This window comes from Streptomyces sp. NK08204, assembly GCF_020400585.1.
Taxonomy (GTDB): Bacteria; Actinomycetota; Actinomycetes; order Streptomycetales; family Streptomycetaceae; genus Streptomyces.
In genome coordinates this window covers 355327-381437 of sequence record NZ_JAINVF010000005.1, presented here as the reverse complement: position 1 = coordinate 381437, position 26111 = coordinate 355327, and the positions used below count along the sequence as shown (strand labels likewise).

Below are 26111 nucleotides of genomic sequence, written 5' to 3'. Positions count from 1 at the left end.
GGGCATGGTGCGGTTCATGACCGACACGCAGCGCAAGATCGGCCTCATCGTCTGCCTGATCACGATCGTCCTGGCCGTCCTGGACACCCAGATCGTGTCCGCCGTCACCGTCCCGATCGTCCGGGACCTCGACCCCGATCACGGCATCGGCACAATCCCTTGGCTGGTGAGCGCCTTCTCGCTGGCCTCGGCCGCGATGCTCCCGCTCTACGGCAGACTGTGCGACGTCCTCGGCGCCAAACCGGTCTTCCTCGGCGCCCTGGGTGCCTTCCTGACCGGCTCGGCGCTGTGCGGCGCGGCCCCCTCCATGGGCTGGCTGATCGCCTCCCGGGCCGTCCAGGGTCTCGGCGCGGGCGGGTTGATGAGCGTGACGATGGTCGTCCTCGCCCAGCTGAAGGGGCCCGGCGAGAGGCCGGACAAGGGCGCCGGCACCGGCGGGATCGTCGCGGGCGGTGGCATCGCCGTGGGCCCCTGGCTCGGCGGCTTCCTCGCCGACCACGCGAGCTGGCGCTGGGCGTTCTACGTCAATCTGCCGCTCGGCGTCGCCGCGCTCGCCACCGCCGTGGTCGTGCTGAAGCTCCCCCGCCAGACCACCAGCCGCGCGATCGACTTCGCCGGCGCCGCGCTCGCCGCCGCGTTCTCCACCACTGCGCTGCTGGTCACCGAGTGGGGCGGCAGGCAGTACGCCTGGACGTCCCCGCAGGTCATCGGCGTGGCTCTGGCCTCCGCAGGCACGCTCGGGCTCTTCCTGCGCCGCCAGTTCACCGCCGCCGAACCGATCCTGCCGCCCGCACTCTTCCGGATCCCCGAACTGCGCCTGGGCTTCGCCGTCCAGGGCCTGCTGGGCGCGGCCATGACCGGCGCGATCTACTACGTGCTGGTCTACCTCCAGCTCGTCCGCGGCATCACCAGCTCCTCCGCCGGGCTGTATCTGATCCCTATGGCGACGGGCATCATGGCAGTCGGCCTCGCCGGCGGGCGGCTCGCCGAACGGGGCTGGTCCGAGCGGACCTTCCTGATCAGCGGTTCCGTGGTGGGTACAACCGCGTTCCTGCTGCTGGCCGCCACCGCCGCCGACACCTCACTGTGGCAGCTGCGCGCGGCCCTGCTGCTCGTCGGCCTCGGCTTCGGCCAGCTCCTGGGCCAGCTGATCCAGCTGGTGCAACAGGCGGCCCCGCGCCACCAGCTCGGTGTCGCCACGACCTCGATCCGCTTCTTCCAGACCCTCGGCACGGCCCTGGGCGCCGCCCTCTTCGGTGCCCTGCTGAACCGCCTCTACGACGGCCCCGGCGATGCCGGCTCCCTCGCCGCCCTGCGCGGAGCGGACCGCGCGGCCGGTGTGAGGGCGTACGTGTCCGCGATGGACACGGTGTTCCTGTGCGCGGCCGGACTGATGGGCCTGTGCCTGCTGCTGGCGCTGCTGCTGCCGAAGCCCCGCCCGGCCCAGGACAGCCCGGCCCAGCCCGGGGAGGCGGCACCGGCCGCCCTGTGAGGGCTTCGGTGCGAAGCCCTCCGTGGTGCGAGTGCGGGAAGGCCCCGCCCGTCGACTTGAACGGGCGGGGCCTTCACCGTCGTACGACGGTGACGTACGACGGGTTACGCCAGCAGCGCCGGAATCGTGTTCTCGTGCGCCTCGCGCAGCTCCGTCAGGGAGAGCGCGAACTCGCCCTGGATCTCCACCGCGTCGCCGTCCACGACACCGATGCGGGTGGCCGGCAGGCCCCGCGCACCGCACATGTCGTTGAAGCGGACCTCCTCCGAGCGCGGCACCGCGACGATCGCGCGGCCGGCCGACTCGGAGAAGAGGAAGGTGAAGGCGTCCAGGCCGTCCGGGACGACCAGACGCGCGCCCTTGCCACCGAGCAGCGCGGACTCCACGACCGCCTGGATCAGACCGCCGTCGGACAGGTCGTGCGCGGAGTCGATCATCCCGTCGCGGGAGGCGGAGATCAGGATCTCGGCCAGCAGGCGCTCGCGCTCCAGGTCGACCTTCGGCGGCAGACCGCCGAGGTGGTCGTGGACGACCTGGGACCAGGCCGAGCCGCCGAACTCCTCACGCGTGTCGCCGAGGAGGTAGATCAGCTGGCCGTCCTCCTGGAAGGCGACCGGCGTGCGGCGGGCCACGTCGTCGATGACGCCGAGCACCGCGACCACCGGGGTCGGGTGGATGGCCGCCTCGCCCGTCTGGTTGTAGAGCGAGACGTTGCCGCCCGTCACCGGGGTGCCGAGCTGCTGGCAGGCGTCCGCCAGGCCGCGGACGGCTTCCGCGAACTGCCACATGACCGCCGGGTCCTCGGGCGAGCCGAAGTTCAGGCAGTCCGACACCGCGAGCGGCTTCGCACCCGTCGTCGCCACGTTGCGGTACGCCTCCGCGAGCGCCAGCTGCGCGCCCGCGTACGGGTCCAGCTTGGCGTAGCGGCCGTTTCCGTCCGTGGCGATGGCGACGCCGAGGCCGGTCTTCTCGTCCACGCGGATCATGCCGGAGTCCTCCGGCTGGGCGAGGACGGTGTTGCCCTGCACGAAGTGGTCGTACTGCTGCGTGATCCACTTCTTGGACGCCTGGTTCGGCGAGCCGACCAGCTTCAGGACCTGCTCCTTCAGCTCGCGCGCGTCGGCGGGACGAGGAAGCCTGCCCGCGTCGTCGGCCTGGAGGGCGTCCTGCCAGTCCGGGCGGGCGTACGGGCGCTCGTAGACCGGGCCCTCGTGCGCGACCGTGCGCGGGTTGACGTCCACGATCTTCTCGCCGTGCCAGAAGATCTCCAGCCGGTCGCCGTCCGTCACCTCACCGATGACCGTGGCGATGACGTCCCACTTCTCGCAGATCTCCAGGAAGCGCTCGACCTTCTCCGGCTCCACGACCGCGCACATGCGCTCCTGCGACTCGCTCATGAGGATCTCCTCGGGCGAGAGCGTGGAGTCGCGCAGCGGGACGTCGTCCAGGGTGACGCGCATGCCGCCGGAGCCGTTGGAGGCCAGCTCGCTGGTGGCGCAGGACAGTCCGGCCGCGCCCAGGTCCTGGATGCCGACGACCAGCTTCTCCCGGAACGCCTCCAGGGTGCACTCGATGAGGAGCTTCTCCTGGAAGGGGTCGCCGACCTGGACGGCCGGACGCTTGGAGGGCTTGGCGTCGTCGAAGGTCTCGGAAGCCAGGATCGACGCGCCGCCGATGCCGTCGCCGCCGGTCCGGGCGCCGTACAGGACGACCTTGTTGCCGGCGCCGGAGGCCTTGGCCAGGTGGATGTCCTCGTGCCGCATCACGCCGATGGCACCGGCGTTGACCAGGGGGTTGCCCTGGTAGCAGGAGTCGAAGACGACCTCGCCGCCGATGTTGGGCAGGCCCAGGCAGTTGCCGTAGCCGCCGATGCCGGCGACCACGCCCGGCAGGACGCGCTTGGTGTCGGGGTGGTCGGCCGCGCCGAAGCGCAGCGGGTCGACCACGGCGACCGGGCGGGCGCCCATCGCGATGATGTCGCGGACGATGCCGCCGACACCGGTGGCCGCGCCCTGGTAGGGCTCGACGTACGACGGGTGGTTGTGCGACTCGACCTTGAAGGTGACCGCGTAACCCTGGCCGACGTCCACCACGCCCGCGTTCTCGCCGATGCCGACGAGCAGCGCGTCGCTCTGCGGGGCCTTCTCGCCGAACTGGCGGAGGTGGACCTTGGAGGACTTGTACGAGCAGTGCTCGGACCACATGACCGAGTACATGGCGAGTTCGGCACCGGTCGGGCGGCGGCCGAGGATCTCGACGACCCGGTCGTACTCGTCCTTCTTCAGGCCCAGCTCGGCCCAGGGCAGCTCGACCTCGGGGGTCGCGGCGGCGTGCTCGACCGTGTCCAGAGGCGTCTTGCTCATGCGTTGACCAGCTTCTTGAGGATCGAGGTGAAGAACGGGAGGCCGTCGGTACGACCCGTACCGATCAGCGGCTCGACGGCGTGCTCGGGGTGCGGCATGAGGCCGACGACGTTCCCGGCCTCGTTGGTGATGCCGGCGATGTCCCGCAGCGAGCCGTTCGGGTTGAAGTCCAGGTACCGGAAGACGACCCGACCCTCGGCCTCCAGCTTGTCGAGCGTGTACGAGTCGGCGACGTACCGCCCGTCCATGTTCTTCAGCGGGATGTGGATCTCCTGGCCGGCCGTGTAGTCGCTGGTCCAGGCGGTCTCCGCGTTCTCCACCCGCAGCTTCTGGTCGCGGCAGATGAAGTGGAGGTGGTCGTTGCCGAGCATCCCGCCCGGGAGGAGGTGGGCCTCGGTGAGGACCTGGAAGCCGTTGCAGATGCCGAGGACCGGCAGGCCGTCCTTGGCCTGCTCGATCACGGTCTCCATCACCGGCGAGAACCGGGAGATGGCCCCGGCCCGCAGATAGTCGCCGTAGGAGAAACCGCCGGGCAGCACCACGGCGTCGACCTGCTTGAGGTCCTTGTCCTTGTGCCAGAGGGCGACCGGTTCGGCACCCGCGAGGCGGATCGCGCGCCGGGTGTCCTGGTCGTCCAGGCTCCCCGGGAAAGTGACGACGCCAATACGAGCGGTCACTTGGCCGCCTCCGCGACTTCCGCGACCTCTTCCACCCGGACGGTGAAGTCCTCGATCACGGTGTTGGCGAGGAAGGATTCCGCGAGATCATGGATGCGGGCGAGCGCGGCGTCGTCGACCGGCCCTTCAACTTCCAGTTCGAAACGCTTTCCCTGACGTACGTCCGAGATCCCGTCGAATCCCAGGCGCGGCAGCGCACGCTGGACCGCCTGGCCCTGGGGGTCGAGGATCTCCGGCTTGAGCATGACGTCGACTACGACGCGTGCCACTGGCACTCCCGGTGTGTGGTGCTGAGCAGGTCCCTTCAGGGTACCCGCACAAAATTTCTACGCGAGTAGAGTTGTAGGAAACTACGTGATGGGCATCACGATCGGGTGACGGACGGCTGCGGCCGTGAAAAGTTCTGGAAAAGTTCCCCCCGCCCCCGCCGCCACACGTAATGCACTGGGACACGCGGCGGATTTAGCAGGGCTTCACTTTGTATTGCCAGGCACTGTACAAATGAATTGGCAATAGCCGATACTCGGCACGTCATCGCCGGTGAGCTGTATCGACGTGCCGCACGAAGGGACCGATATTCGTGGCGCAAAAGGTCGTGGTCACTCTCTTTGACGACATCGACGGCTCGGAAGCGGCGGAAACGATCGCCTTCGGACTCGACGGGAAGTCGTACGAGATCGACCTGAACGAATCCAACGCCAAGAAACTGCGTAAGGCGCTCGCGCCCTACGTGGAGGCCGGCCGCAAGCGTTCCCGCTCCGGCAAGGCGTACAAGCAGACCGAGGTCGCTCCCGACCCGGCAGCCGTCCGCGCCTGGGCCCAGGCGAACAAGATGGACGTTCCGGCCCGGGGCCGCATCCCGAAGAAGGTCTACGAGGCGTTCAGCGCCGCCCAGTGAGCCCGCGGGCCCGCGAAGGGGCACCCCTCAGGGCCCGTCAGCGAGCCCTGGGGGCCGCCCGTTTGGCCGGGCGCGCCGCCCACACCCGCCCCTCCCCGCTCCGGCCGGACAGCCGACTTGCGTTACCCCCCTGCTGATCAGCTAGTGTCTGGGACACGCCGAGGGGCGAGGCCGGAAGGCCAGATCCCACGGAGTACATGCGGGTGTAGTTCAGTAGCAGAACATCCCCCTTCCAGGGGGAAGGCGCAGTGTGCGATTCCTGTCACCCGCTCTGGCACCGGTTGTCACGACCACTCTTGTGGATCAGGTAGGCTGGTGCTCGCACCGATCGGTGGGAGCCGGTCGGGAGCAGTGCGGACGTAGCTCAGTTGGTAGAGCGCAACCTTGCCAAGGTTGAGGTCGCGAGTTCGAGCCTCGTCGTCCGCTCGGGAAAAAGACCCCGGTCCATTGGGCCGGGGTCTTTTCGTGTTGCTCAAGTGACCTGTGGTGCTGCGGTGGTGTGAGCGTCGCCACATCCCCGATAGCTGGCGGGCCGTGTGTCTCACCGGGGTCCCAGGTTGGGTATAGTTGCTCTCGCGCAACAGCGCAGTGCGGACGTAGCTCAGTTGGTAGAGCGCAACCTTGCCAAGGTTGAGGTCGCGAGTTCGAGCCTCGTCGTCCGCTCCAGAGAAAACCCCCCCGGCCGGCGCCGGGGGGGTTCTTCGTTTTCTGCGGCTCTTACCAGCTCGTGCCCGTCAGGCGCTCGTACGCCTCCACGTACTTCTGCCGGGTCGCCACCACGACGTGCTCCGGCAGCGACGGCGGGGGCTGCTCGCTCTTGCGGTCCCAGCCCGACTCGGCCGAGGTCAGCCAGTCACGCACGAACTGCTTGTCGTACGAGGGCTGCGCGCGCCCCGGCTGCCACTGGTCGGACGGCCAGAAGCGGGAGGAGTCCGGGGTGAGGACCTCGTCGGCGATGACGAGCCTGTCGCCGTCGAAGCCGAACTCGAATTTGGTGTCGGCCAGGATGATGCCCCGGTCCCGGGCGATGTCCCGGGCACGGGAGTACACGGCGAGCGTGGCCTGGCGCAGCTGGGCGGCGGTCTCCGGACCGACCTGGCGGGCGACCTCTTCGTAGGAGACGTTCTCGTCGTGTTCACCGACCTCGGCCTTGGTGGCCGGGGTGAAGATCGGGGCGGGGAGTTCGGAGCCGTCGACCAGGCCCTCGGGCAGGGCGAGGCCGCAGACGGTGCGGGACTCGTTGTACTCGACCAGACCGGAGCCGGTGAGGTAGCCACGGGCCACGCACTCCACCGGAACCATCTTCAGGGACTTGCAGATCAGCGTGCGGCCCTGCCAGTCGGCGGGGGCACCCTCGGGCACCTCGGCGCTGATCACGTGGTTGGGGACCAGGTCGCGCAGCTGGTCGAACCACCACAGGGAGAGCTGGGTCAGCACCCGGCCCTTGTCGGGGATCTCGGTGGGCAGCACCCAGTCATAGGCGGACATACGGTCGCTGGCGACCATCACGAGGTCGCCCGCCTCGTTCTGGTACAGCTCGCGCACCTTTCCGGTGTGCAGGTGCACCAGGCCCGGAACCTCGATCGGCTCGGGCTTTTCTACGAATCCGGACACGGTTCCTCCCCGTGGTTCTGTCCAAGTGCCTCGATTCTCCCTTATGCGGGCGATGAGTTTCGGCCAGGGGGCCGGTGACGCGTCCGGGGTTTCGGGGGGCCGAGGGCGGACCCGGGAGCGGGGTGGGGCGGGACAGGGGGGACGGGCGAGGTCGGCGGGCGGGCGGGGCGGGCGGGCGGGACGGGGTTAGGCCGGGAGGCGGGGGCCCGGGGGGCAGGAGGCCCGACGGTCGTGGCCAGGAGCGGGGACCAGAGCCATGAGGCCGGGGACCGGGACCTAGGAGGGCCGCGGGCACCCGGGCGGCGGGCGGCGGGCGGCGGGCGCCCCGGGAGAGGCGAGGCCCGGAAACCCGGGGCCGGGGCGGAAGGACCGAGCGGCCCGGGCCCGAAGACTCGGGTCCTGCGGCCCAGCGACCCGAGGCCGGGAACCGGGAGAACCCGGGACGCGGGGGAACCACAAGAACCAAGCCCGGGACCGAAGCCGGGGACCAGGCCGCCGGGCCGAGGACCCGGAGAACCCGGGGGAACCAGAAGAGCCAAGGCCGGGGTAGAGCGGCCGGGGACGCCGGCCTGTACGCCCAGAGGCCGGAACACCAGGCCGCACGTCCGAGACGAGGGCCTCGGGAGCCCGAACGCCGGGGGTGCTGGGGCCGGTGGTGTAGGGGTGGGTCAGTCGCGTTTGCAGATGCGGTCCAGGAGGTTCGCCGTTGCCCGCTGGATTCGGGTGTCCTGGTGGCCGGGGCGGTCCAGGGCCGGGGACCAGGCGAAGGTGCCGGAGGCGAACACCCAGGCACCGGAGGGCGCGCGGTAGAGGGAGGTCTCCTGGTGCCGCACGGCCCCCGCGGTGTCGGTGTAGGGGGAGTGGGCGAGCAGGATGCGTTCGTCGTGCTCGGGCAGCGGGGTACGCGGGAAGTACCGGTCGGCCTCGCCGGCGACCAGACCCTCGATCGCGTCGCCCTCGTGCGCGCCGGTCGCCTCCCACAGCCAGTGGTCCCCGTTGCGGACGATCAGCGGGTGCGGTTCGGGAACCCGGCCCGCGTACTGGATACCGATCAGCCGCTGCTCGGGCCGGTCGATCTCGCGCCACAGCACCGGCCTGCCGGGGCCCTTGCGCTTGCGGCAGGTCAGCAGCCGGTCCTGGGCGCCCGACGGCGATGGCCCCAACTCCACGTGCCAGTACATCGTGTTGGCGGACAGGAAGACCAGCGAGGTGCCGTGGTCGCGGGCCTCCTCGACCGTGCGGCGCATCGCCGTGGACCAGTACTCGTCGTGACCGGGGAAGACGAGACCCCGGTAGCGAGTGGGATCGACGCGGCCGGCGTGCAGATCACGGGCGTCGGCGTAGGCGAGGTCGTAGCCGTAGCGCTCGGCCCAGCGGATGAAATCGTAGGCGTGGCCCACATGCAGGGGCAGGCCCGCGCCCGCGTAGGGACGGTCGAAGGAGACGGTCGTCGCGGCGTCGGCCTCGCCGAGCAGCCGTCCCCGCTCGTCCCAGGCGTGGTAGAGGCTCGCGCCGGTGCGGCCGTCCTCCGGGTACAGGTTGTACGCCTGCCAGGTGATGTCGGGCAGCAGCAGGAGCAGGTCGGCGGGGTGGTCGTCGCGGACCGTGAACGGCACGTGGGAGCGGTAGCCGTCGGCGGTGGTGAGCACGGCCACATAGGCGCCGACGTTCCAGTAGGTGGGCACCTGGAGGCGCCAGGAGAGCCACCAGTGGTGGCAGGAGACGGTGCGGTCGGCGGTCAGCGGCGGGGGCTGGACGATGCCCGAGAGCCGGGGGCTGGTGGTGATCTTGGCTGCGCCGTCGCCGCCGTAGTGGCCGATCCGGTAGACGTCGACGCCGAACTCCTGCGGTGGGTCGACCGTGACGTGGAAGTCGATCGCTTCACCGGGCCGGACGCCGCCGGTCGCGGTGAACCCCTTGATCTGGCAGTGCACGTCGTCGGCCGAGCGGGGGCCGGGCACGCGCGGGCGGTCACGGGTGAACCGCTGCGGGTTCGGGTCGACGTACCAGGGCACGACGTGACCGGTGTCGTCGAAGTAGGTCTCACTGCCGCGCAGCCAGGGCACCGGGCCCTGGCCGAAGGGGTCCGTGACGGCGTGAGCGAGCGCTCCGGAATCCCAGCGGCGGATGTGGTCCGAGGCCATGGACGCCCCCTCCCTCGTGCCCCCGTGCGCTCATAGCTCTGCTCGGGTGCTGTTGGGTGCTGGCTGGTGCGCACTGTCGTATGTCGCAAGCCTTTGCCAGATGCGTGGTCGGTCCCAGCACATCACATAACGCACGGGTCCGGTCACCGTTCGTTGCAAATTGACCAGAAATGGAAGACGGCCCTCCGGCTCAGGGCGCGACAGGTGGGCGGACCGCCTGGTCAGAGGAGCCGCACCGGCTTCTCCGCGCGTATCCCGGACGCGGTCAGCCAGTCGCGCAGCGGGCCAGGGTCTCCCTCCTCGATCAGGCTGAGCACCCTGGGCATCAGGTCGGCGGCCCGCTTGCCGTCCAGCAGCAGCGCCGGCCCGTCGAGCCAGTCCAGGCCAGGCGTCGCGCCGGCGGTGTCGACGGCCGCGCAGCAGACCATCGCCGTCAGGTGGTCGGCGAGGAGTTCGCGGGCGGTGCGCGGGGTCTGCAGCGGGAACAGCGGGAGGGCACCGCCGTCCCACAGGGAGCTGTCGGGCCCGTGCCCGGGGGCGGTCGCAGCGCTCGGCGCGGCGGCCTCCTCCCGCGCCAGCTCGGCACTCAGCCCGGCGGCGAGGGCAGCGCTGCGCTCGGTGCCGGAGCCCGTGCCCTCGTGGTCGTGGTCCTCGCCGGTCTCGCCGGTCTCGCCGGTCTCGTATGTCTCCTGCGCCTCGACGGTCTCGTCTGTTTTGTCGGCTGTTTTGTCGGCCTCGGCGGCCTCGCCGGTCTCCGCGCCGGGTGTCTCATCCTCGGGGCGTTGTCGGGTGACGGCGGGTTCCGTGAGGTGGTCCATTACGCGGGCCAGGGTGGGGCCGCCCGGGTCGGGGGCCGTGGGATCGAGGGAGGGGCGGACACCGAGGGAGTCCAGGACGCGGTGCAGACGGGCGGCGTCGGCGCGCCAGGTGCGGTCCACGACCTCCTCCGGGTACGCCTGCCAGTCCACCGGCGCCCAGTCCCGGCGGGGCTCGGCGGGCCGGCCGTGGAAAAGGCGCGCGGCGAGCAGGGAGACGGCCTCGTCCACCGTGCCGGGCTCCTCCAGCAGGTCGCAGGCGGGCCGCTCGCCGAGGCGGGAGGCGAAGCCCTCGGCGAGGCGGTCGCGCCGGGAGAGCTCGGTCAGCGCCGCCACCACACCGGCGTCCAGCCGGGCCGGCCAGCGGCCCATGCGCCAGGCGGGCAGCGCCACCCTGGTCAGCAGCCGGTCCCAGCCGGCGTACGCCAGACCGACTTGCTCCTGGGCCACGATCCGCAGGCCGTAGTCCACCGTCTGGGCGCGCTCGGCCGCCGCCGCCGCGACCCCGCGCTCCATCTGCGCCGCGTGTTCCCGGCAGCCGCGCAGCAGCAGCCGGGCCACCCCGCCGACGCCTGCGCACACCCAGCGGACGGGCGGACGGCGGCCGGGAAGCGCGGCGACGGCCACGGCCGCGTCCAGCCCGCGTACGAAACGGCGGGCGGCGGCTATGTCCGGGTGCGCGGACGGACCCGTACCGGCGACGACCGGCGCGAGGACCGCGCGCAGCTCACCGACCCGCATCCACCACAGGAACGGGGAGCCGATGACGAGGACGGGGGCGGTGGCCGCGCGGCCGTGGAAGCGGTGCCCAGGACCCGCTATCTCGTCGCGGACCGGGCGCGGGGGCGGGGCGTGGGCCGGGTGGGTGCGGTCCTCCAGCCAGCTGTCGCAGTCCGGGGTGAGCGCTATGGCGGAGGGGGCCGGGACGTCCAGGCGGTCGGCGAGGTCACGCACCATCCGGTACAGGTCCGGGGCGGACCGCTCAGAGACCGGGACCGTGGGGCTCACGGCCGGGCGGGCACGGGCCACGACCAGGGCGATACCGGCGGCGGCCAGCAGCACGAGCACGGCGAGCACGCCCACCGCCCAGCGGGCGGCGTCCCAGCCCGGGCCGACCATATGGCCGGTGGAGCCGCCGGTCAGCAGGATCACCGCGGCTGCCGCGGGCAGCAGGGCCACGCCCAGCGCCCGGCCCCTGACGCGCAGCACGGCCAGGGCCCGGGAACGCGCGGCCTGCGCGCCCGTCTCCCTTCCGATTCCGGTCACGAGCGGCCCTCACCCCCTCCCTGCCGATCCGCTGCCGTCCTGGCGTTGCTCACTCCCCCACTGTGGCACCCGTTACTGACATCGCAATGCCGGTGGGCCAAGTGCCGGAACGCTTGCGCGGCACCCTAGTTGGGGCCCGGGCCCCCGTCAGCTGTATGGCTGATTGCTCACCCGATGGAATGGCTTTGGTCAGAGGTGGGTGACAGACAGCGAAGATCAGGCCCCGGATCGCGCTGAGAATGCGCCAGGCCCCGGATGTGTGTCCGGGGCCTGGGGCGGGGCGTGCGTGACCGGTGGGTTTACGCCTCGGCCGCCTTCGCCGCGATGTCCGTGCGGTGCTGGGAGCCGTCGAGGTGGATGCGGGCCACCGCCCGGTACGCCCGCTCGCGGGCCTGGGCCAGGTGCTCGCCGGTCGCCGTGACGGACAGCACACGCCCGCCCGCGCTGACGACGGCGTCGCCGTCCCGCTTGGTCCCGGCGTGCAGCACGTACGCGTGCGGGGCGTCCTCCGCCGCGACCTCGTCCAGGCCGGTGATCGGGTCGCCGGTGCGTGGGGTACCGGGGTAGTTGTGCGAGGCGATGACCACGGTGACGGCCGCGTCCTCGCTCCAGCGCAGCGGCTCCAGGTCGCCGAGGGTGCCGTTCGCGGCGGCGAGCAGGATGCCGGCCAGCGGGGTCTTCAGGCGGGCCAGCACGACCTGGGTCTCGGGGTCACCGAAGCGGGCGTTGAACTCGATGACCCGGACACCGCGCGAGGTGATCGCGAGACCGGCGTAGAGCAGACCGGAGAACGGCGTGCCCCTGCGGCGCAGCTCGTCCACGGTCGGCTGCAGCACCGTCTCCAGCACCTCTTCGACCAGCTTGGGGTCGGCCCACGGCAGCGGCGAGTACGCGCCCATGCCGCCCGTGTTCGGGCCCTCGTCACCGTCCAGGGCCCGCTTGAAGTCCTGGGCGGGCTGGAGGGGGACGACGGTCCGGCCGTCGGTGATGGCGAAGAGGGACACCTCGGGGCCGTCGAGGAACTCCTCGATGACGACGCGCTCGCAGCCGGCCGCGTGGGCCTTGGCGGCCTCCAGCTCGGAGGTGACGACCACGCCCTTGCCGGCGGCGAGTCCGTCGTCCTTGACGACGTAGGGGGCACCGAACGCGTCGAGGGCCTCGGCGACCTCCTCCGGGGTGGTGCAGACGTACGACCGCGCGGTCGGCACCCCGGCCGCCGCCATGACGTCCTTGGCGAAGGCCTTCGAGCCCTCCAGCTGGGCCGCCTCGCGGGAAGGGCCGAACACCGGGATGCCGGCCTCGCGTACGGCGTCGGCCACGCCGGCGACCAGCGGGGCCTCCGGACCGACCACGACCAGGTCGGCACCGAGGTCGACGGCCAGCGCGGCCACCGCAGCGCCGTCGAGCGCGTCGACCTGGTGCAGCTCGGCGACCTCGGCGATGCCGGCGTTGCCGGGGGCGCAGTACAGCGCGGTGACGTCGGGGTCGAGGGACAGGGAGCGGCACAGGGCGTGTTCGCGGGCGCCGCTGCCGATGACGAGGACCTTCACGGGGTTCAGCCTACTGGCAAGGCTGCCGAAGGTTCGGCGCCGGGTTTGTTGGACTTTCCTCCAAGGGGGTGCCGGCTGTCGGTGACGGCCGTTCCCGGCGGCTACTCGTTGGAGAACTCCTCCACCACCGTCGCACCCAGTTCCCGCACGATCAGTTCGTGGCCGGAGAGGGCCGACTCGTCCAGGTCGGGGTCGTCGTCCTCGGGGATGTCGTCCTCGGGAGCGACAGGGGGCGGCTCGGGCGCCGGGGCGGCGGCCTGCGGGGCTGACGCGACCGGCGCCGGGGCGGCGTGCTGCGGTGCGGCGGGCGCGGGCTGGGGCGCTGCGGGGCGAGGGGCCGGGGCGCCGTAGCCACCGCCGGCGGGGGCGCCGCCGTAGCCCGGCGAGCCACCGGACGACGGGGGCACGGAGCCACCGCCCGACGGGTCGACGATCGCCTCGATCTTCCACTGCACGTTGAACTGCTCGGCCAGGGCCTGTCGCAGCACGTCCTCGCTGCCGCTGCTCGCGAAGTTGTCGCGGGCTCCGGCGTTGACGAACCCGAGCTGGAGGGTGGTGCCGTCGAAGCCGGCCACCTGGGCGTTCTGGCTGAGCAGGATCCAGGTGAAGCGGCGGCGGTTCTTGACGGCCTCCAGGATGTCCTTCCAGAGCATGCGGGGGTCGAGCCCGCCGGCGGGGACGGCTGCGGGAGCCGGAGCGGGCGGCTGGACCGGAGGGGCGGCCGATGCGGGGGCCGCGGCGCGCTGCTGTGCCTGGCCGGAGCCCGCCCGACCCGGCCCTTGCCCTTGCCCTTGCCCTTGGCCGGCTGTGGCGGCCGTGGGCCAGCCGCCGGGGCGCCGGCCGCTGCCGGCCGGGGTGGCGGTGGGCCAGGCGCCGGGGGCCGGGGCACCGGACGGGGAAGGGGTTGTGGGAGGTGCCGGGGGCACGGAGGCGGGCGCCGGGGCCTGGACCGGCGAGGGCTCGGGTGCGGCCGGGCCGGGCGCGGACGGAGCAGCGGGGATCGGACCCGCCCCCTGTCCGCCCCCCGGGACGCCACCGGCGCCCGGCAGACCGGCGTCCGGAGCGCCACCGGCGCCCGGTCCGCCGGTAGAAGCCCGTACGGCCGCGCGGGCTGCCGCGGGGCCGCCGCCGGCCGCAGCGCCCGCGCCCAGGCCCGCAGCCAGAGCCCCGCCATGGGCTTCAGGCCCCGGGACGTACCCGGCGACGGGCGCTCCGGCGCCGGCCGAGAAGTTGACGCCGCGTTCCAGGCGGTCGAGGCGGGCCATGACGGAGCGCTCGTCGCCGTAGGCCGCGGGGAGCAGCACGCGGGCGCAGATGAGTTCCAGCTGGAGGCGGGGCGAGGTGGCGCCGCGCATCTCGGTGAGACCCTCGTTGACCAGGTCGGCGGCGCGGCTGAGCTCGGCGGGCCCGAACGTGTCGGCCTGGGCCTGCATGCGCTCCAGGACGTCGGCGGGGGCGTCGATAAGCCCCTTTTCCACGGCGTCCGGGACAGCGGCGAGGATCACCAGGTCGCGCAGCCGCTCCAGCAGATCGGCGACGAACCGCCGCGGGTCGTTGCCGCCCTCGATGACGCGGTCCACGACCTCGAAGGCGGCGGCACCGTCACCGGTGGCGAAGGCCTCGACGACGGAGTCGAGCAGGGACCCGTCGGTGTAGCCGAGGAGGGAGGTGGCCATGGCGTACGTCACACCATCCTCCGCCGCACCGGCGAGGAGCTGGTCCATGACGGACATGGAGTCACGCACGGACCCGGCACCGGCGCGCACGACGAGCGGGAGCACCCCCTCCTCGACGGGGATGTTCTCCCGCCCGCACACGTCGGCGAGGTAGTCCCGCAGCGTCCCCGGCGGGACGAGCCGGAACGGATAGTGATGCGTACGCGACCGGATGGTCCCGATGACCTTCTCGGGCTCGGTGGTGGCGAAGATGAACTTCAGATGCTCGGGCGGCTCCTCGACGACCTTGAGGAGCGCGTTGAAACCGGCCGACGTGACCATGTGGGCCTCGTCGATGATGTAGATCTTGTACCGGCTGGAAGCGGGACCGAAGAAAGCCTTCTCGCGCAGCTCACGGGCGTCGTCCACGCCACCGTGCGAGGCGGCGTCGATCTCGATGACGTCGATCGAACCCGGTCCGTTCCTGGCGAGGTCCTGGCAGGACTGGCACTCCCCGCAGGGCGTGGGTGTGGGACCTTGCTCACAGTTCAGGCACCTGGCCAGGATCCGCGCGCTGGTCGTCTTGCCGCATCCGCGCGGCCCGCTGAACAGGTACGCGTGATTGACCCGGTTGTTCCGCAGCGCCTGCTGCAGCGGGTCAGTGACATGCTCCTGCCCGATGACCTCCGCGAAGGTCTCCGGGCGGTAGCGGCGGTACAACGCGAGAGACGACACGCATACGAGGTTATAGGCGCCCACTGACAACCAACCCCGCCCAAGGCCACCCCTGGGCAACCGGCTCCGCTTACCCGGAGAACGCAAGCGCCCCCCACGCACCCGCCAGAGCCGACCTACCCTTGCTGCCTTCCGGCCCTGGGGGAGTTCAGTCAGATAGCGCCGCGTGAGGGGCTGTGCACAGAGTACCCGATGTCGGCCTGCAGAAACGAGTTCGCGAGCACTGCCCTCGGTCATGTAATGTTTCCGGCGGAGGATTCGCCTAGAGGCCTAGGGCGCACGCTTGGAAAGCGTGTTGGGGGCAACCCCTCACGAGTTCGAATCTCGTATCCTCCGCCAGCCCGAAGGGCCGGACCGCAGCAGCGGTCCGGCCCTTCGGCGTATGTCTGTCCAAGCAGGCCCTTCCCGAACCCGCGACCGGTGGGAGCGGTCAGCGGGTCGGGGAGGAAGTGGGTGGGGTTGTCGGGAGGGGGCTGATGCCCGGCCCGTAGTGGTCGCGGAGGTAGATGCGGGTGCGGTCCGGGGCGTAGTCGTGGGCGTAGAGGCTGACGCAGCCGGTGTCCGAGGTGCCGTACGGGTCGGCGAGCGGGTCCGGGCTCGCGGTGGGCTCGGGGTCGGCGCCGGGGCAGACGGAGCCGTAGCGCATCCCCTTCTTGAACGACTCCGGTTCCGGCACGCCCAGGTGTCTGAAGTCGTGGGTCCGCACGTCGGTCACGGCGGCCGTGGGCTCCAGCAGCTCGCCGGCCGGCGGATAGGCGGCCAGGAAGGCCCGTGCCTGGGACCTGGTCAGTGTGAAGGTGAGCACACCGGTGTCGAAGCGGGAGGTCACCTGATAGCCAGCCCGCGCGTCCTGAGCCGCGGCCGGGATGTCGACGCCCATGTGCCCGCTCATCCACCCCGGCGTGACGCCCTCGACCCACCTGTCGTCCACGGTCTGCCCGACGGCGCGGTCACCGGCCGGGCCGGTACCGGAGTCGGGTGCGGAGCAGCCTGTCGCCGTCAGGGCGCCCAGGAGGACCAGCGTGCCGAGGGCCGCCCCGGCGGCGCGCGTCCGGCGGTGGCCGCCTGTGTTGTCGTGGGCGTCGTTCATCGGACGGCTGCCCTCCCGGGTGACCTGTGCGTCGTACGGCCCTGCTGTTGCTCCCGGCCCGGGTCCGTGCGTCCGTCCCTGCTTTCGTCGGGGCCCGGCAGCGGAGACTGGTTGGGCTGCGAGGAGCCGAGATCGTAGTGGTGCGTGCTACTGCTCCCCGCCATGTCGTACTCCTGGGCGAGTCCCACCCGGTGGAGCTTGGCCATCTGGCCGTCGGGGATCTTCATCGGGCCCACGTTGACGCCCTTGCCCTCGTCCCAGTTGTAGCGGTCCCAGACGTTCGCCTGGTAGTCGACGGAGATCTTCGGGTTGCCGTGCGCATCCGGTACGGCCGTCACGACGCCGGTGATTGGGACCCCCGTCCTCCGGTCGACCTGCCGCTCGTCCCGCGCACTTGCCAATGTAGCAACTCCCTTTACCTGAACCGGGGGATAACTTGACCTTCCTGCCGCGTCACCCGCACCGGCGCGGACACCGTCACCTGGTCCAGTTCCGAGATCCGGATGGTGGCCTTCAGCGTCCAGGTGCCGGGGAGGGAGAGGGTGAAGGAAGGGGTGGACCAGTAGCCGCCGCGGTCGGTGACCCTGGCGTCCAGGGCCCCCGCGCCGGGTGGGGAGGGTGAGGGTGACGCGGACTTCGGGGCCGGCGGAGAGGCCGCCGTCGAGGCCGTAGATCACCACCTCGACGGAGTTGGTGCCGACACGCCCGGGGTCCAGGGTGCTCTGTACCTTGCCGTGGCCGCCGGGGGCGCCGGTGTCGAAGGGAATCGTGGTGACGGAGGATGCGGCGGTTGCCGATGGCGTAGATCCGGAAGGAGTCGGTCAGCAGGCCGACCGACTCGGTGAAGGTGAGGGTGACGTGTCGGGGCGCGGTGCGCGGGACGGTTCCCGACGAGGACTGACCGAAGCAGCTGGAATCCAGCCGTCAACACCCTGCCCCTGCGTGACGGGCTAGCTGTGACGGCCAGCGAGTCCGTCCTGGGCTGCCAGTTCTGGTTGCACTCACCCCCGTCCATCGCCGTCCGCCATCTGTCGCTGACCACACTCCGCCGCGGGTCAGAACGCTCCTGATCACTCCCGGACCCTCGTACGAACATTTGGAAAGCGTGTTGAGGGCAACCCCTCACGAGTCCGAATCTCGTATCCTCCGCAGCCGCCCAGCAGGGCAGACGAAGGCTCCGACCGGATCACGGTCGGAGCCTTCGCCGTTCCGTGGTCGCGCTTCTGGTGGCAGTTCGCGGCTACCGCCCGTTGAGGAGGCAAGGACCTCCGGCGTGCCTCGTGGTCCGAGTGCAGCCCTCATGTGGACATGTCCGCTCCGGGCAATGGCATGGTCACCGCCTGCGAACGGCCCCAGGGTCCATGTCCCGGCCGTACGTGCCTCCGGTTCCTCCGAACGGCGCCCCCCCATCAGGTCAAGGACCGGGTGCCGTCTGAGTACCGGTACTCAGACGGGCTGGTGGCCGATACGGATGGGGCGCACGAGGCGGCGTCGCTACTGTGCTCCTGATCACGTGTTCGTGGGCCGAATGCGGAGTGGGGCTGTGGTTGGCCGACGCCTGCGGGCGACGGCGGCAACCGCGATCACGGCTCCGAGGCAGAGGCCCGTCGTACTGGTGCGGCTGCGAACGCCCCCGTCAGCCACCTGCCACCCATGAAGGAGGCCGTAGCGGGCACCGTCGGCTTCTTCGGCGGGCGGTCCGGCCGGTGCGCACCGAGGCGTTCGGTGCCAGACACTTCAGGGTGTCGGACGGCCCGATGCCGGTGATCGGCGGGCACGGGACGACCCCAGCACATTCCAACTACTTCAACCCGGCGAGGGACAAGGACCCTGTGTCCGCTGCCAACATCGCGGCCATCGTCGCGGACCGTCCTGACCTCGTGACCTCGTGACCTGGGACAAATACTGATGAAGACCCGTGCTGCGGCCCTCCTGGCGTCAACTCTCATCGTTTCCGGTTGTGGCCTCATCAGTGGCAGTCGAAGTGAGGGCGGGAAAGCGGACGCGACGAAGGGGACGAAGGGGACGAAGGAGACGAACATGAACATGCAGGAAGCGGCCGACCACGCAGAGGGGATCATCGATGCGACCCTCAAGGCGATCAACCCGTCGGTCGAGGTCATGCGGGGGCCGTCGAGCGACTCCAGCTGCACCGACTTCAAGAACGACGGTACCGGTACCGGGTCGGTGAGCCGTCGACGGTACGTAATGACGATCATCTCGGTCGAGCGGCGCGGCAGCTTTCTCGGTGTCGTGCAGCGCTACTGGAAGAAGGAGGGTTACGAGATCATTTCGGTGCGGAACAGCACCGACATGCCCGCGATCTTCGCAACCGCGCCCGACGGCTTCCAGGTCAGCCTGGAGTTCGGGTACAAGGGCCAGGCCGGATTCCACGTGACCTCCCCGTGCGTCGCCGAGTCGAAGGTCACCGAGGCGCCCAGAAAGCCCCTTGATCCGAACTCACCGGAATCCAAGGGACTCCCTTACGTTCACTCCGATTTCTGGTCGGCGCGCACCCCGGTCCCCTCGTCCTCGCCGACAGCATCGGCCGGCGAAGGGTGATTCGAGTCAGCTGAACGGGCCCCCGGGACCGCGTGGTCCCGGGGGCCCCGGCTCCGCGTCGTCAGGAGATGCGGATGTCCGACCAGTTCGTCGCCGTGCCGGCCTGCACCCGGCCGTAGAAGCCGCCGCTGCCGTTGCCCCGGTTCAGCCAGGCGTGGCCGTCCTTGTCGAGCGAGATCAGGTCGGCCCGGCCGTCGCCGGACAGGTCGAGCCCGCCGACCACGTCCTTGTAGGACGTGCCCCAGTCCTTGAAGACCAGCGAGCGGGACGTGAACGTGCCGACGCCGGTCCCGTTGAACCGCCACAACTCGTTCGAGCCGTCAAGGGCCAGCAGGTCGTTCTTGCCGTCGCCGTTGAGGTCCCCGGCGGCGATCAGCCTCTTGTAGCCGCCGAAGCCGGACCCGGCGAGCGTGCGGGCCTTGAACCCGCCCGCGCCGTTGTTCGCGTACACGTACAGGTTCCCGGTCGAGGCGGACCGGGTCAGCAGGTCGGCCCGGCCGTCGCCCGTCACATCGCCGGGCGAGACGACCGTGTTGTACCCGCTCCAGTCCGAGGAGACCTTCACGGAGAACGACTGCTGGTCGGGCAGCCCGCCGCACATCGTCGTGTAGACCCGGGCCTCGCCCTTCGGGGAGCGGACGAACACGTCGTTGCAGCGGTCGCCGTCGAGGTCGCCGAAGGGCAGCACGAGCGTGCCCGTCGGCCAGCCGGTCGCGCGCTGCCCCGCGGACAGCTTGGTCGCGTCGCCCGCGTACACCTTCAGCCCGGTGCTGCCCTGGCCGAACAGGTCGGCCTTGCCGTCGTCCGTGTAGTCACGCCACTTGGGCAGGGCACGGCCGGTGGTGGTGGCACCGTAGACCCCGTCGAGGGCGAAGCTGTTCGACTCGGTCAGCTTGTACTCGTCCCACAGCACGACGGGACGGCCGAGCGCGTCGGCGGCCACCTGCGGCGCACCGGCGAACTGGGCGCTCGTCGCGCTCAGCCGCCGCGGGACGGACCAGGTGCCGCCCTTGAAGACGGCGGCCATCGTGTACTCCTGGTACGAGTACCCCTCCCGCCAGGTCACGGTGACCGTGCCGCCCGAGGTGGCGACCGCGTCGACCGCGCGCACCTTCTTTGCCGTGGAGAACGGCTGCCCGTACGGCAGCCAGCGGCCGGTGGCCGCCGAGCGGACCGCGTACCAGGAGCCGGTCGAGTAGCCGGGCCCGCCGGCGACGAAGAGATCGCCGTTCGGCAGATAGGCGGGGGCCGACATGCCGTAGGTGCTGCCGTAGTTGGCGGCGGACTGCGGCGCGCTCCACTGCGTGGTGCCGGCGGGCCGGTGCGTGTACATGAGCTGGGCAAGGTCGTCGTAGAACACGTCGAAGCCGCCCTGCGGATGCGCGAACACCTTCGGGCGCGCCAGGTCGGTGCTCGGGACCGGGAAGTCCTGGACCGCGGTCCAGGCGGGCGCGCCGAGGGCCTTCTCCAGGGCGACGACGGCCTTGCTCTCCTGCCACTGCCACACCAGCAGGGCGGTGCCGTCCTTGGCGACCGCCAGGTCCATGTTGGCGATGTCGCGGCTGCCGGACGGCGGCTGCTCGTCGAGGTCGACCGGAGCGGTCCACGCGGCCTGCGGGCCGGCCTTCTCCGCGGCCTTCACGACGCCGGAGACCGACCACACGGCGACCAGCCGGCCATCGGGGGCCGCCGCCAGGTGGGTGTAGCCCTTCTCGGGGACCGCGGCGACGTACTCGGGCTCGGAGAAGGCGGTCGCGCCGGGCGCGAGAGTGGCCGTCTTCAGCCAGTAGTTGTCGTGGTCGTCGGCGCGCTTTGCCCGCCAGACCAGGCGCACCGAGCCATCGCCGAGCGAGACCAGCTGTGTGTTGTACCCGCCGGCGTCCGGCCAGGTCTGCGGGGTGAGCCAGCCGGTGCTGCCGGCGGGCCGGATCCGGGTGGAACGGGAGAGTGAGTCGCCGGTGAGGGAGACAAGGGTGCCGTCCGCGGCCGACACCAGGGCGTTCAGCCCGCCCGAGGCGGAGGCGGGGTCGGGGTTCGCGGCATGCAGGGTGCGGGTGCCCCACGCGCCCGGCGCACGCGTCTCGACGGTGACCGGGGCGGTGGTACCCGTGGCCGCGGCCGTGGTGTGCGCGGCGGCCGGGGCCCCGGCCGTCAGGGCGAGGACGGAAGTGAGCGCGATGCCGAGCACCGTGCGGGACTGCGACGTCATGGGAATGCCCCCCAGGCAGGGCGTATCCGCTGGCGCGGATTCGCCGGACTGTTCGACAAGTCAGCAGGAGCGTATCCGAGCCAAGATCAGCCTCCGTCGGGTTCCGACCTGCCCGGAAGGACTTCGGCCGACGCGTCCAGCGCGCGCAGCACCGGGCGGCGATCAACGATGAACTCGACGAGACCTTGCCCTCCTGGCGCCTGCTGGAGCTGGTCGACAGCCGTCGTTGGGGTCAAGGCCTCCGCCAGCCATCGTCACGGAGGTGGCCGGCGGCCTGCGGTCCCATCCTCAGCATCCCGCCGTCCACCGCCCAGGAAGCACCCGTGACGTAGGAGGCGCCCGGGCCCGCGAGGAAGGCGATCACTTCCGCGACCTCCCGGGCATCGCCCGGACGGCCCAACGGCACGCCGGGCCGCCGTTGGGTGGTGACGTCGATGTCCTCCTGGCCGGTCATCGGGGTGGCGATCTCACCCGGAGCGACGGCGTTGACGTTGATCCCGTGCTCGGCCAGTTCCAGCGCCATGACCTGGGTGAGCAGCCCGAGCCCGCCCTTGGCCGCGCAGTACGGCGCGGCACCCACGCGGGGCTGGTGCTCGTGGACACTCGTCACGTTGATGATCCGTCCCCCGCCCCCCTGGGCGATCATGTGACGAGCAGCACGCTGACCGCACAGGAACGGCCCCATCAGATCGACGTCGATGACCTGGCGCACGGTGTCCAGGTCCAGCTCCAGGAACGGGGTCATGGTGCCGGTCCCGGCATTGTTGACCAGTACGTCGATCCTGCCGAACCGCTCGGTCACCAGGTCGACGACCGCGGCGGCCTCCGGCAGCCGGGTGAGGTCCAGGTGCTCGACCACGGCACGGCGGCCGGCCGCGCGTACCTCGTCCGCCGTCCGCTGCGCCCCGTCGTGATCGCGGTGCCAGGTGATGCCGACGTCCATGCCGGCCTCCGCCAGCCGAACAGCGGTGGCACGCCCGATACCGGAGTCGGATCCGGTGACCAGGGCCACGGCGTCCCTGCCGGGCCCGGGGGCGGCTCGGTGCGGTTCCATGCGGGCTCCAAGGTTGTCGCGTCGTTCTCGGGAAACCACACAGCCTTCGGAGGCTTCCGCGTACCCGTCACGGCTCCCACCACACAGGGGGCGCGCCGCACCCGGATCACGAGCGGGGCGGCCGGGCATCGATGACACGCAGGTGTGCGGCGCGCACGTGCTTCTTCCCCGGGGTACTCGGCGACTGCACACGCGGGCCGACTGCGCCCGCACAGACAGGAGGCTGCCATGGCCGACACGAGCCCGATCGAGCTGCAGAAGGCCCTGAAGGGCGCCGACTACCCAGCCAGCCGTGACGATCTCGTCTCCGTCGCCAGGAACAACGGCGCGGACGACAAGATCGTGGACAAGCTCTCGCACGCCAAGGCGCGCCGGTTCGACGGCCCCAACGACGTGCAGAAGGAAGTCTTCGGCGGCGACTAGGGGATACCACCCGGGACCGGCTCATGCGCGCTCCGACGCGACCGCCGGTCCCTTCGTCAGGGCCCCCGGTGCACGGGCTCCAAGGCGCTGATTGCCGCGGGTTCGGCAGGGCACCCGTTCGCTGTGCAGCGGCGACGGCGGATTCTGCTGACGGGCTGGTTCAGCTTTCTGGAAGGCGAGGCGACCGCCGGGGACCTGCTCGCGCCGGCACGGGTGGAGGACGTACTGGAGCGGGCCGGAGTGGACCACGACGTCGCCTGGAGCCCCGGGTTCCGGCCGGAGGGGCCGTCGCCGGCGCAGGTACGCCCGGCTGCTCACTCGCATCTGGTCTTCGATCTGCGGCCCCTTCGTCTGCGGCCCCTTGCACGGGCCGCAGATCGAGGAGCTGCACCTGCGTTTCCCGCGCTGCGAGCGCATCGCCGTGGGCATCTCGGTCGTCGACGCCGCAAGCCCGGCTCTCGACGGCTTCCACCATGTGCTGGCGAGGGACGCTCCGGGCACGGTGCCGACGGTCGACCTGGCGGCCAGGGCGCCGTCCGGCCCGGCCCGCCCCGTGGTGGGGGGTGATCCTGACGCACGGCCAGGGGGAGTACGGACCGCGTCGGCGGCACGGCGGGTCGCCCGGGAGGTGACCAGGTGGCTGTCCGGCCGGGACTGCGCGAGCTGGGAGCCGGAGACCAGGCTGGACACGCAGGACTATGGCGTCGTAGCGGGACGGCTCCCGGTACGGCCGGGCAGAGCCCGGTACGGCCGGGCAGAGCCCGGTACGGCCGGGGGCGAGCGGAACCGGGGCGGGGGACGGATGATCGGCCTATGGACGTCACTCTGCACCTCGCCCAGGATCCCCAGGCCGACGCGCTCCTCGGGCGCAGTCCGCTCGCCGCGCTGACCGGGATGCTGCTGGACCAGCAGATCCCCATGGAGTGGGCGTTCAAGGGCCCGGCGACCATCGCGCGACGCATGGGAGCCGACGACCTGGACGCCCATGAGATCGCCGTCATGGACCCGGAGGCCTTCAGCGCGAAGCTCTCCGAGAAGCCCGCCGTGCACCGCTACCCCGGGTCGATGGCCAAGCGCGTCCAGCAGCTGTGCCAGTACCTGGTCGAGCACTACGACGGCGACGCCGAGGCGGTCTGGCGGGGGGTGGACAGCGGGGCCGAGCTGCTGAGGCGCCTGGAGGACCTGCCCGGCTTCGGCAGGCAGAAGGCGCAGATCTTCCTCGCGCTGCTCGGCAAGCAGCTCGGGGTCAGCCCCGAGGGCTGGCGGGAGGCCGCCGGGGCCTACGGCGAGCCGGGCTCCTTCCGTTCCGTCGCCGACATCACCGGGCCCGAGTCGCTGGCCAAGGTGCGGGCGCACAAGCAGGAGATGAAGGCGGCGGCCAAGTCGGCGAAGGCGCCTGGGAAGTGAGCCCGAGGACGGCTCGGCGGCAGGCCCGGTTTAAGCCTGCTGGACCACCCGGGTGGCGGGGCACGGCGGGCCGTTCTCAGCATGGACCATGGCTGAACCACCGAGCAGCGGTCCCGACTGGGGCCGTGAGTACGACGACCGTGGGGTGCACACCCGGCAGACACCACACGCCCACGAGCCCGAGCCGCCCTTCGAAGGCCCTCTGCACGCCCTGTCCCAGGCCACCTGGAAGGTCGTCCTGGGCACCGGCATCGCCTCGCTGGTCCTGGGCGTCCTGGTGCTGGTCTGGCCGAGTGCCTCCCTGCTCGCCGCCGGCGTCCTGTTCGGCCTCTACCTGGTCATCAGCGGCGTCTTCCAGCTGATCGCCGCGTTCGGCACGCACAAGGCGACCTCGCTGCGGGTGCTGGCCTTCATCAGCGGCGCGCTGTCGATCCTGCTGGGCCTGTTCTGCTTCCGCGGGCCCTTCCAGTCGATCCTGCTGCTCGCCCTGTGGATCGGCATCGGCTGGCTGATCCGCGGGATCACCCAGGCCCTGGCCGCCGCCTCCGACCCCCGGATGCCCGCCCGTGGCTGGCACATCTTCCTCGGGATCGTCACGGTCATCGGCGGCGTCGTGCTCATCGACTCACCCTTCGCGTCGGTCGCCGTGCTGACCCTCGTCGGCGGCATCTGGCTGGTCGCGGTCGGGATCATCGAGACCGTCACCGCGTTCAGCATCCGCGGCCGGGCCCGGCAGGTCCCCCACACGGTGTGAGCGGTGTACGAGCGTCGCGCCCGGCCTCCCGTACGCCGAATCGCCGTCCACAGCCTGTGCATAACCGGGCCGGCTCCGGGCGGCGCACCGTGCTCGCTCCACGGCGGCGTCTGCGCCCCCCTGTTCCGCCGGCGCCTTCCCGACACCTCTTTCCGGCCCCCCGCACCCGCCCCCCGCACCGGTACCGGCCGGTATGCCCATGTTCGCGGAATGTTTCCGGCGTTGCACTCCGGCGCCATGGCTGCGCCCGGAAGCTCTTGACCGGTAGGCTTTCCGTGTGATCTTCAAGCGCATCGGAAACGGCCGGCCGTACCCCGACCACGGCCGGGAAAGCACCCGGCAGTGGGCGGACGTCGCGCCGCGCCCGGTCCGCCTCGATCAGCTCGTGACCACCAAGCAGCAGCTCGACCTGGAGACCCTGCTGGCGGAGGACTCGACGTTCTACGGCGACCTCTTCGCCCACGTCGTGAAGTGGCAGGGCGACCTGTACCTGGAGGACGGCCTGCACCGCGCCGTCCGCGCCGCTCTCCAGCAGCGCCAGGTGCTGCACGCACGCGTGCTCGAACTCGACTGACCGCGGCCGGACACACGGCCGTTGACCCTTTCGGGTTCCACTGAGCGGCGTCGACTGATCATCTAATAGGCATCGCTGCTCGGGCACACTACGCTGCGCCCATGAGCATGCTGACTCCCCCCGGCATGGGCGGCAAGTACCGGATCACGGGAGACAAGTACCCCCGGATGAGCCCTCCGCGGCGGCGCGGCAGGCTCACGCTCGCCGCCGTGGCGTCCGTCGCCGCGCTCGGTCTGCTCGGGTGGGGCACACTGCAGCTCATCGACGTCTTCACCGACGGCGGCAAGAAGACCTCGGCGGCCCGCGCCAAGGACGGCTGCCGGACGGACAAGGCCGCCGCCACCCATGCGAGGGTCCTGCCCGGACCGGGCCAGATCACCGTGAACGTCTACAACGCCACCGAGCGCACCGGGCTCGCCAAGGAGACCGCGGACCAGCTGAAGAAGCGCGGCTTCAGGATCGGTGACGTGGGCAACGCGAGCAAGGAGTTCGACAAGAAGGTCAAGGGCACCGGCGTACTGCTCGGCCCGTCCACCGCGACGAACACCTCACTGCCGGTGCTCGCCACCCAGCTCGCCGACGCCGAGCGCCGCACCGACGCGGGCCGCAAGGGCGCGGTCCTCGACCTGATCCTCGGCGACGCGTTCAAGGGCCTGACGAGCCAGGCGACCGCCGACCACGCGCTGGCCGCGCTGACCGCGCCCGCGGCTTCACCTTCGGCTTCTCCGAAGAAGAACTGCTGAGTTTCGCGGCCGAGGAGCGGGGCTGCCCGGCACCGGCCGACCGCGGCCGTCCGGTGGCTGGTCGCGCGGTTCCCCGCACCCTCCCG

The 26111-nt window shown here is 71.4% G+C and carries 20 protein-coding genes, 4 tRNA genes, 1 other RNA gene and 1 pseudogene; 13 read left to right on the top strand and 13 right to left on the bottom strand.

What is annotated here, in order from left to right; all coding sequences use genetic code 11:
• The first annotated feature begins 16 nt into the window (after positions 1-16).
• Positions 17-1492, top strand: coding sequence for an MFS transporter (locus K7G59_RS11410; protein WP_225832992.1), 1476 nt, complete (start codon positions 17-19; stop codon positions 1490-1492).
• A 104-nt stretch (positions 1493-1596) separates the two neighbouring features.
• On the opposite strand, the gene purL is transcribed toward K7G59_RS11410, so the two are convergent.
• Genes purL through purS form a run of 3 tightly spaced genes read right to left on the bottom strand, consistent with a single transcriptional unit; the run spans position 1597 to position 4801 of the window.
• Positions 1597-3855, bottom strand: a complete 2259-nt coding sequence (gene purL / locus K7G59_RS11405; protein ID WP_225832989.1) for a phosphoribosylformylglycinamidine synthase subunit PurL — start codon at positions 3853-3855, stop codon at positions 1597-1599.
• On the bottom strand, positions 3852-4532 hold the full coding sequence (purQ, locus tag K7G59_RS11400; RefSeq protein WP_225832985.1) for a phosphoribosylformylglycinamidine synthase subunit PurQ: 681 nt from the start codon (positions 4530-4532) through the stop codon (positions 3852-3854). Before purQ ends, purL begins: the two co-directional genes overlap by 4 nt.
• Positions 4529-4801, bottom strand: coding sequence for a phosphoribosylformylglycinamidine synthase subunit PurS (purS, locus tag K7G59_RS11395; protein ID WP_225832982.1), 273 nt, complete (start codon positions 4799-4801; stop codon positions 4529-4531). Before purS ends, purQ begins: the two co-directional genes overlap by 4 nt.
• Before the next feature lie 311 nt (positions 4802-5112).
• On the opposite strand from purS, the gene K7G59_RS11390 reads away from it, so the two are divergent.
• From K7G59_RS11390 to K7G59_RS11375, 4 genes are all read left to right on the top strand, one after another.
• Entirely contained in the window at positions 5113-5430 is a 318-nt protein-coding gene (locus K7G59_RS11390; RefSeq protein WP_030656924.1) for an Lsr2 family protein, read from the top strand.
• Between the two features lie 199 nt (positions 5431-5629).
• A tRNA-Gly gene (locus tag K7G59_RS11385) sits at positions 5630-5701 on the top strand.
• A gap of 82 nt (positions 5702-5783) precedes the next feature.
• Positions 5784-5856 (top strand) — tRNA-Gly (locus K7G59_RS11380).
• 164 nt (positions 5857-6020) lie between these two features.
• A tRNA-Gly gene (locus K7G59_RS11375) sits at positions 6021-6096 on the top strand.
• Between the two features lie 51 nt (positions 6097-6147).
• On the opposite strand, the gene K7G59_RS11370 is transcribed toward K7G59_RS11375, so the two are convergent.
• The 6 genes from K7G59_RS11370 to ffs all read right to left on the bottom strand — a co-directional run bounded on the left by K7G59_RS11370 (position 6148) and on the right by ffs (position 15388).
• Positions 6148-7044 carry a phosphoribosylaminoimidazolesuccinocarboxamide synthase gene (locus tag K7G59_RS11370; protein ID WP_225832978.1) on the bottom strand — a complete coding sequence of 299 codons (897 nt, stop codon included), beginning with the start codon at positions 7042-7044 and terminating at the stop codon, positions 6148-6150.
• Positions 7045-7712: 668 nt separating this feature from the next.
• A complete protein-coding gene (locus K7G59_RS11365; protein ID WP_225832975.1) occupies positions 7713-9188 on the bottom strand; it encodes a N,N-dimethylformamidase beta subunit family domain-containing protein in 1476 nt (491 codons plus the stop codon).
• 221 nt (positions 9189-9409) lie between these two features.
• Positions 9410-11269: a hypothetical protein gene (locus K7G59_RS11360; protein ID WP_225832972.1), complete on the bottom strand. Its 1860-nt coding sequence runs from the start codon at positions 11267-11269 to the stop codon at positions 9410-9412.
• Positions 11270-11568: 299 nt separating this feature from the next.
• Complete coding sequence (gene purD / locus K7G59_RS11355) at positions 11569-12819, bottom strand: phosphoribosylamine--glycine ligase (protein WP_225832969.1); 1251 nt, start codon at positions 12817-12819, stop codon at positions 11569-11571.
• A 101-nt stretch (positions 12820-12920) separates the two neighbouring features.
• Positions 12921-15209, bottom strand: a complete 2289-nt coding sequence (locus K7G59_RS11350; protein ID WP_225832968.1) for a DNA polymerase III subunit gamma and tau — start codon at positions 15207-15209, stop codon at positions 12921-12923.
• Between the two features lie 80 nt (positions 15210-15289).
• Positions 15290-15388, bottom strand: an RNA gene (gene ffs / locus K7G59_RS11345) — signal recognition particle sRNA small type.
• 72 nt (positions 15389-15460) lie between these two features.
• Here ffs and K7G59_RS11340 point away from each other — a divergent pair.
• Positions 15461-15548: transfer RNA gene (locus K7G59_RS11340), tRNA-Ser, on the top strand.
• Positions 15549-15639: 91 nt separating this feature from the next.
• On the opposite strand, the gene K7G59_RS11335 is transcribed toward K7G59_RS11340, so the two are convergent.
• A complete protein-coding gene (locus tag K7G59_RS11335; RefSeq protein WP_225832965.1) occupies positions 15640-16299 on the bottom strand; it encodes a hypothetical protein in 660 nt (219 codons plus the stop codon).
• Positions 16296-16637, bottom strand: a complete 342-nt coding sequence (locus K7G59_RS11330) for a hypothetical protein (protein ID WP_225832962.1) — start codon at positions 16635-16637, stop codon at positions 16296-16298. The genes K7G59_RS11335 and K7G59_RS11330 overlap by 4 nt, the downstream gene beginning before the upstream one ends.
• A 1570-nt stretch (positions 16638-18207) precedes the next feature.
• Here K7G59_RS11330 and K7G59_RS11325 point away from each other — a divergent pair.
• Positions 18208-18861 (top strand): hypothetical protein, encoded by a 654-nt coding sequence (locus K7G59_RS11325; RefSeq protein ID WP_225832958.1) that lies wholly within the window; start codon positions 18208-18210, stop codon positions 18859-18861.
• 61 nt (positions 18862-18922) lie between these two features.
• On the opposite strand, the gene K7G59_RS11320 is transcribed toward K7G59_RS11325, so the two are convergent.
• Both K7G59_RS11320 and K7G59_RS11315 read right to left on the bottom strand, forming a co-directional pair.
• Positions 18923-21070 (bottom strand): VCBS repeat-containing protein, encoded by a 2148-nt coding sequence (locus K7G59_RS11320; protein ID WP_225832956.1) that lies wholly within the window; start codon positions 21068-21070, stop codon positions 18923-18925.
• Positions 21071-21302: 232 nt separating this feature from the next.
• Positions 21303-22124: an SDR family oxidoreductase gene (locus tag K7G59_RS11315; protein ID WP_225832953.1), complete on the bottom strand. Its 822-nt coding sequence runs from the start codon at positions 22122-22124 to the stop codon at positions 21303-21305.
• A gap of 228 nt (positions 22125-22352) precedes the next feature.
• Here K7G59_RS11315 and K7G59_RS11310 point away from each other — a divergent pair, with 228 nt between their 5' ends.
• From K7G59_RS11310 to K7G59_RS11285, 6 genes and pseudogenes are all read left to right on the top strand, one after another.
• Complete coding sequence (locus K7G59_RS11310; protein WP_225832950.1) at positions 22353-22547, top strand: DUF2795 domain-containing protein; 195 nt, start codon at positions 22353-22355, stop codon at positions 22545-22547.
• Between the two features lie 147 nt (positions 22548-22694).
• A pseudogene (locus tag K7G59_RS11305) lies at positions 22695-23259 on the top strand (polysaccharide pyruvyl transferase family protein); the annotation flags it as partial.
• 101 nt (positions 23260-23360) lie between these two features.
• Positions 23361-23954 carry an HhH-GPD-type base excision DNA repair protein gene (locus K7G59_RS11300; RefSeq protein WP_225832948.1) on the top strand — a complete coding sequence of 198 codons (594 nt, stop codon included), beginning with the start codon at positions 23361-23363 and terminating at the stop codon, positions 23952-23954.
• Positions 23955-24042: 88 nt separating this feature from the next.
• Positions 24043-24708 (top strand): HdeD family acid-resistance protein, encoded by a 666-nt coding sequence (locus K7G59_RS11295; protein WP_225832946.1) that lies wholly within the window; start codon positions 24043-24045, stop codon positions 24706-24708.
• Positions 24709-24985: 277 nt separating this feature from the next.
• A complete protein-coding gene (locus K7G59_RS11290) occupies positions 24986-25282 on the top strand; it encodes a type II toxin-antitoxin system VapB family antitoxin (protein WP_004943146.1) in 297 nt (98 codons plus the stop codon).
• 101 nt (positions 25283-25383) lie between these two features.
• The gene (locus K7G59_RS11285; protein WP_225832944.1) at positions 25384-26025 is read left to right on the top strand and encodes a LytR C-terminal domain-containing protein; all 642 of its coding nucleotides are present in this window, start codon (positions 25384-25386) and stop codon (positions 26023-26025) included.
• The last annotated feature ends 86 nt before the right edge of the window (positions 26026-26111 follow it).

Excerpts from the sequence above, each read along its gene's own strand:
- K7G59_RS11310 (WP_225832950.1), top strand. The coding sequence starts at position 22,353 with ATGGCCGACACGAGCCCGATCGAGCTGCAGAAGGCCCTGAAGGGCGCC.
- K7G59_RS11410 (WP_225832992.1), top strand. The coding sequence starts at position 17 with ATGACCGACACGCAGCGCAAGATCGGCCTCATCGTCTGCCTGATCACG.
- K7G59_RS11295 (WP_225832946.1), top strand. The coding sequence starts at position 24,043 with ATGGCTGAACCACCGAGCAGCGGTCCCGACTGGGGCCGTGAGTACGAC.
- K7G59_RS11335 (WP_225832965.1), bottom strand. The coding sequence starts at position 16,299 with ATGAACGACGCCCACGACAACACAGGCGGCCACCGCCGGACGCGCGCC.
- purL (WP_225832989.1), bottom strand. The coding sequence starts at position 3,855 with ATGAGCAAGACGCCTCTGGACACGGTCGAGCACGCCGCCGCGACCCCC.
- K7G59_RS11315 (WP_225832953.1), bottom strand. The coding sequence starts at position 22,124 with ATGGAACCGCACCGAGCCGCCCCCGGGCCCGGCAGGGACGCCGTGGCC.
- K7G59_RS11325 (WP_225832958.1), top strand. The coding sequence starts at position 18,208 with ATGAAGACCCGTGCTGCGGCCCTCCTGGCGTCAACTCTCATCGTTTCC.
- K7G59_RS11320 (WP_225832956.1), bottom strand. The coding sequence starts at position 21,070 with ATGACGTCGCAGTCCCGCACGGTGCTCGGCATCGCGCTCACTTCCGTC.
- K7G59_RS11285 (WP_225832944.1), top strand. The coding sequence starts at position 25,384 with ATGAGCATGCTGACTCCCCCCGGCATGGGCGGCAAGTACCGGATCACG.
- K7G59_RS11300 (WP_225832948.1), top strand. The coding sequence starts at position 23,361 with ATGGACGTCACTCTGCACCTCGCCCAGGATCCCCAGGCCGACGCGCTC.
- K7G59_RS11365 (WP_225832975.1), bottom strand. The coding sequence starts at position 9,188 with ATGGCCTCGGACCACATCCGCCGCTGGGATTCCGGAGCGCTCGCTCAC.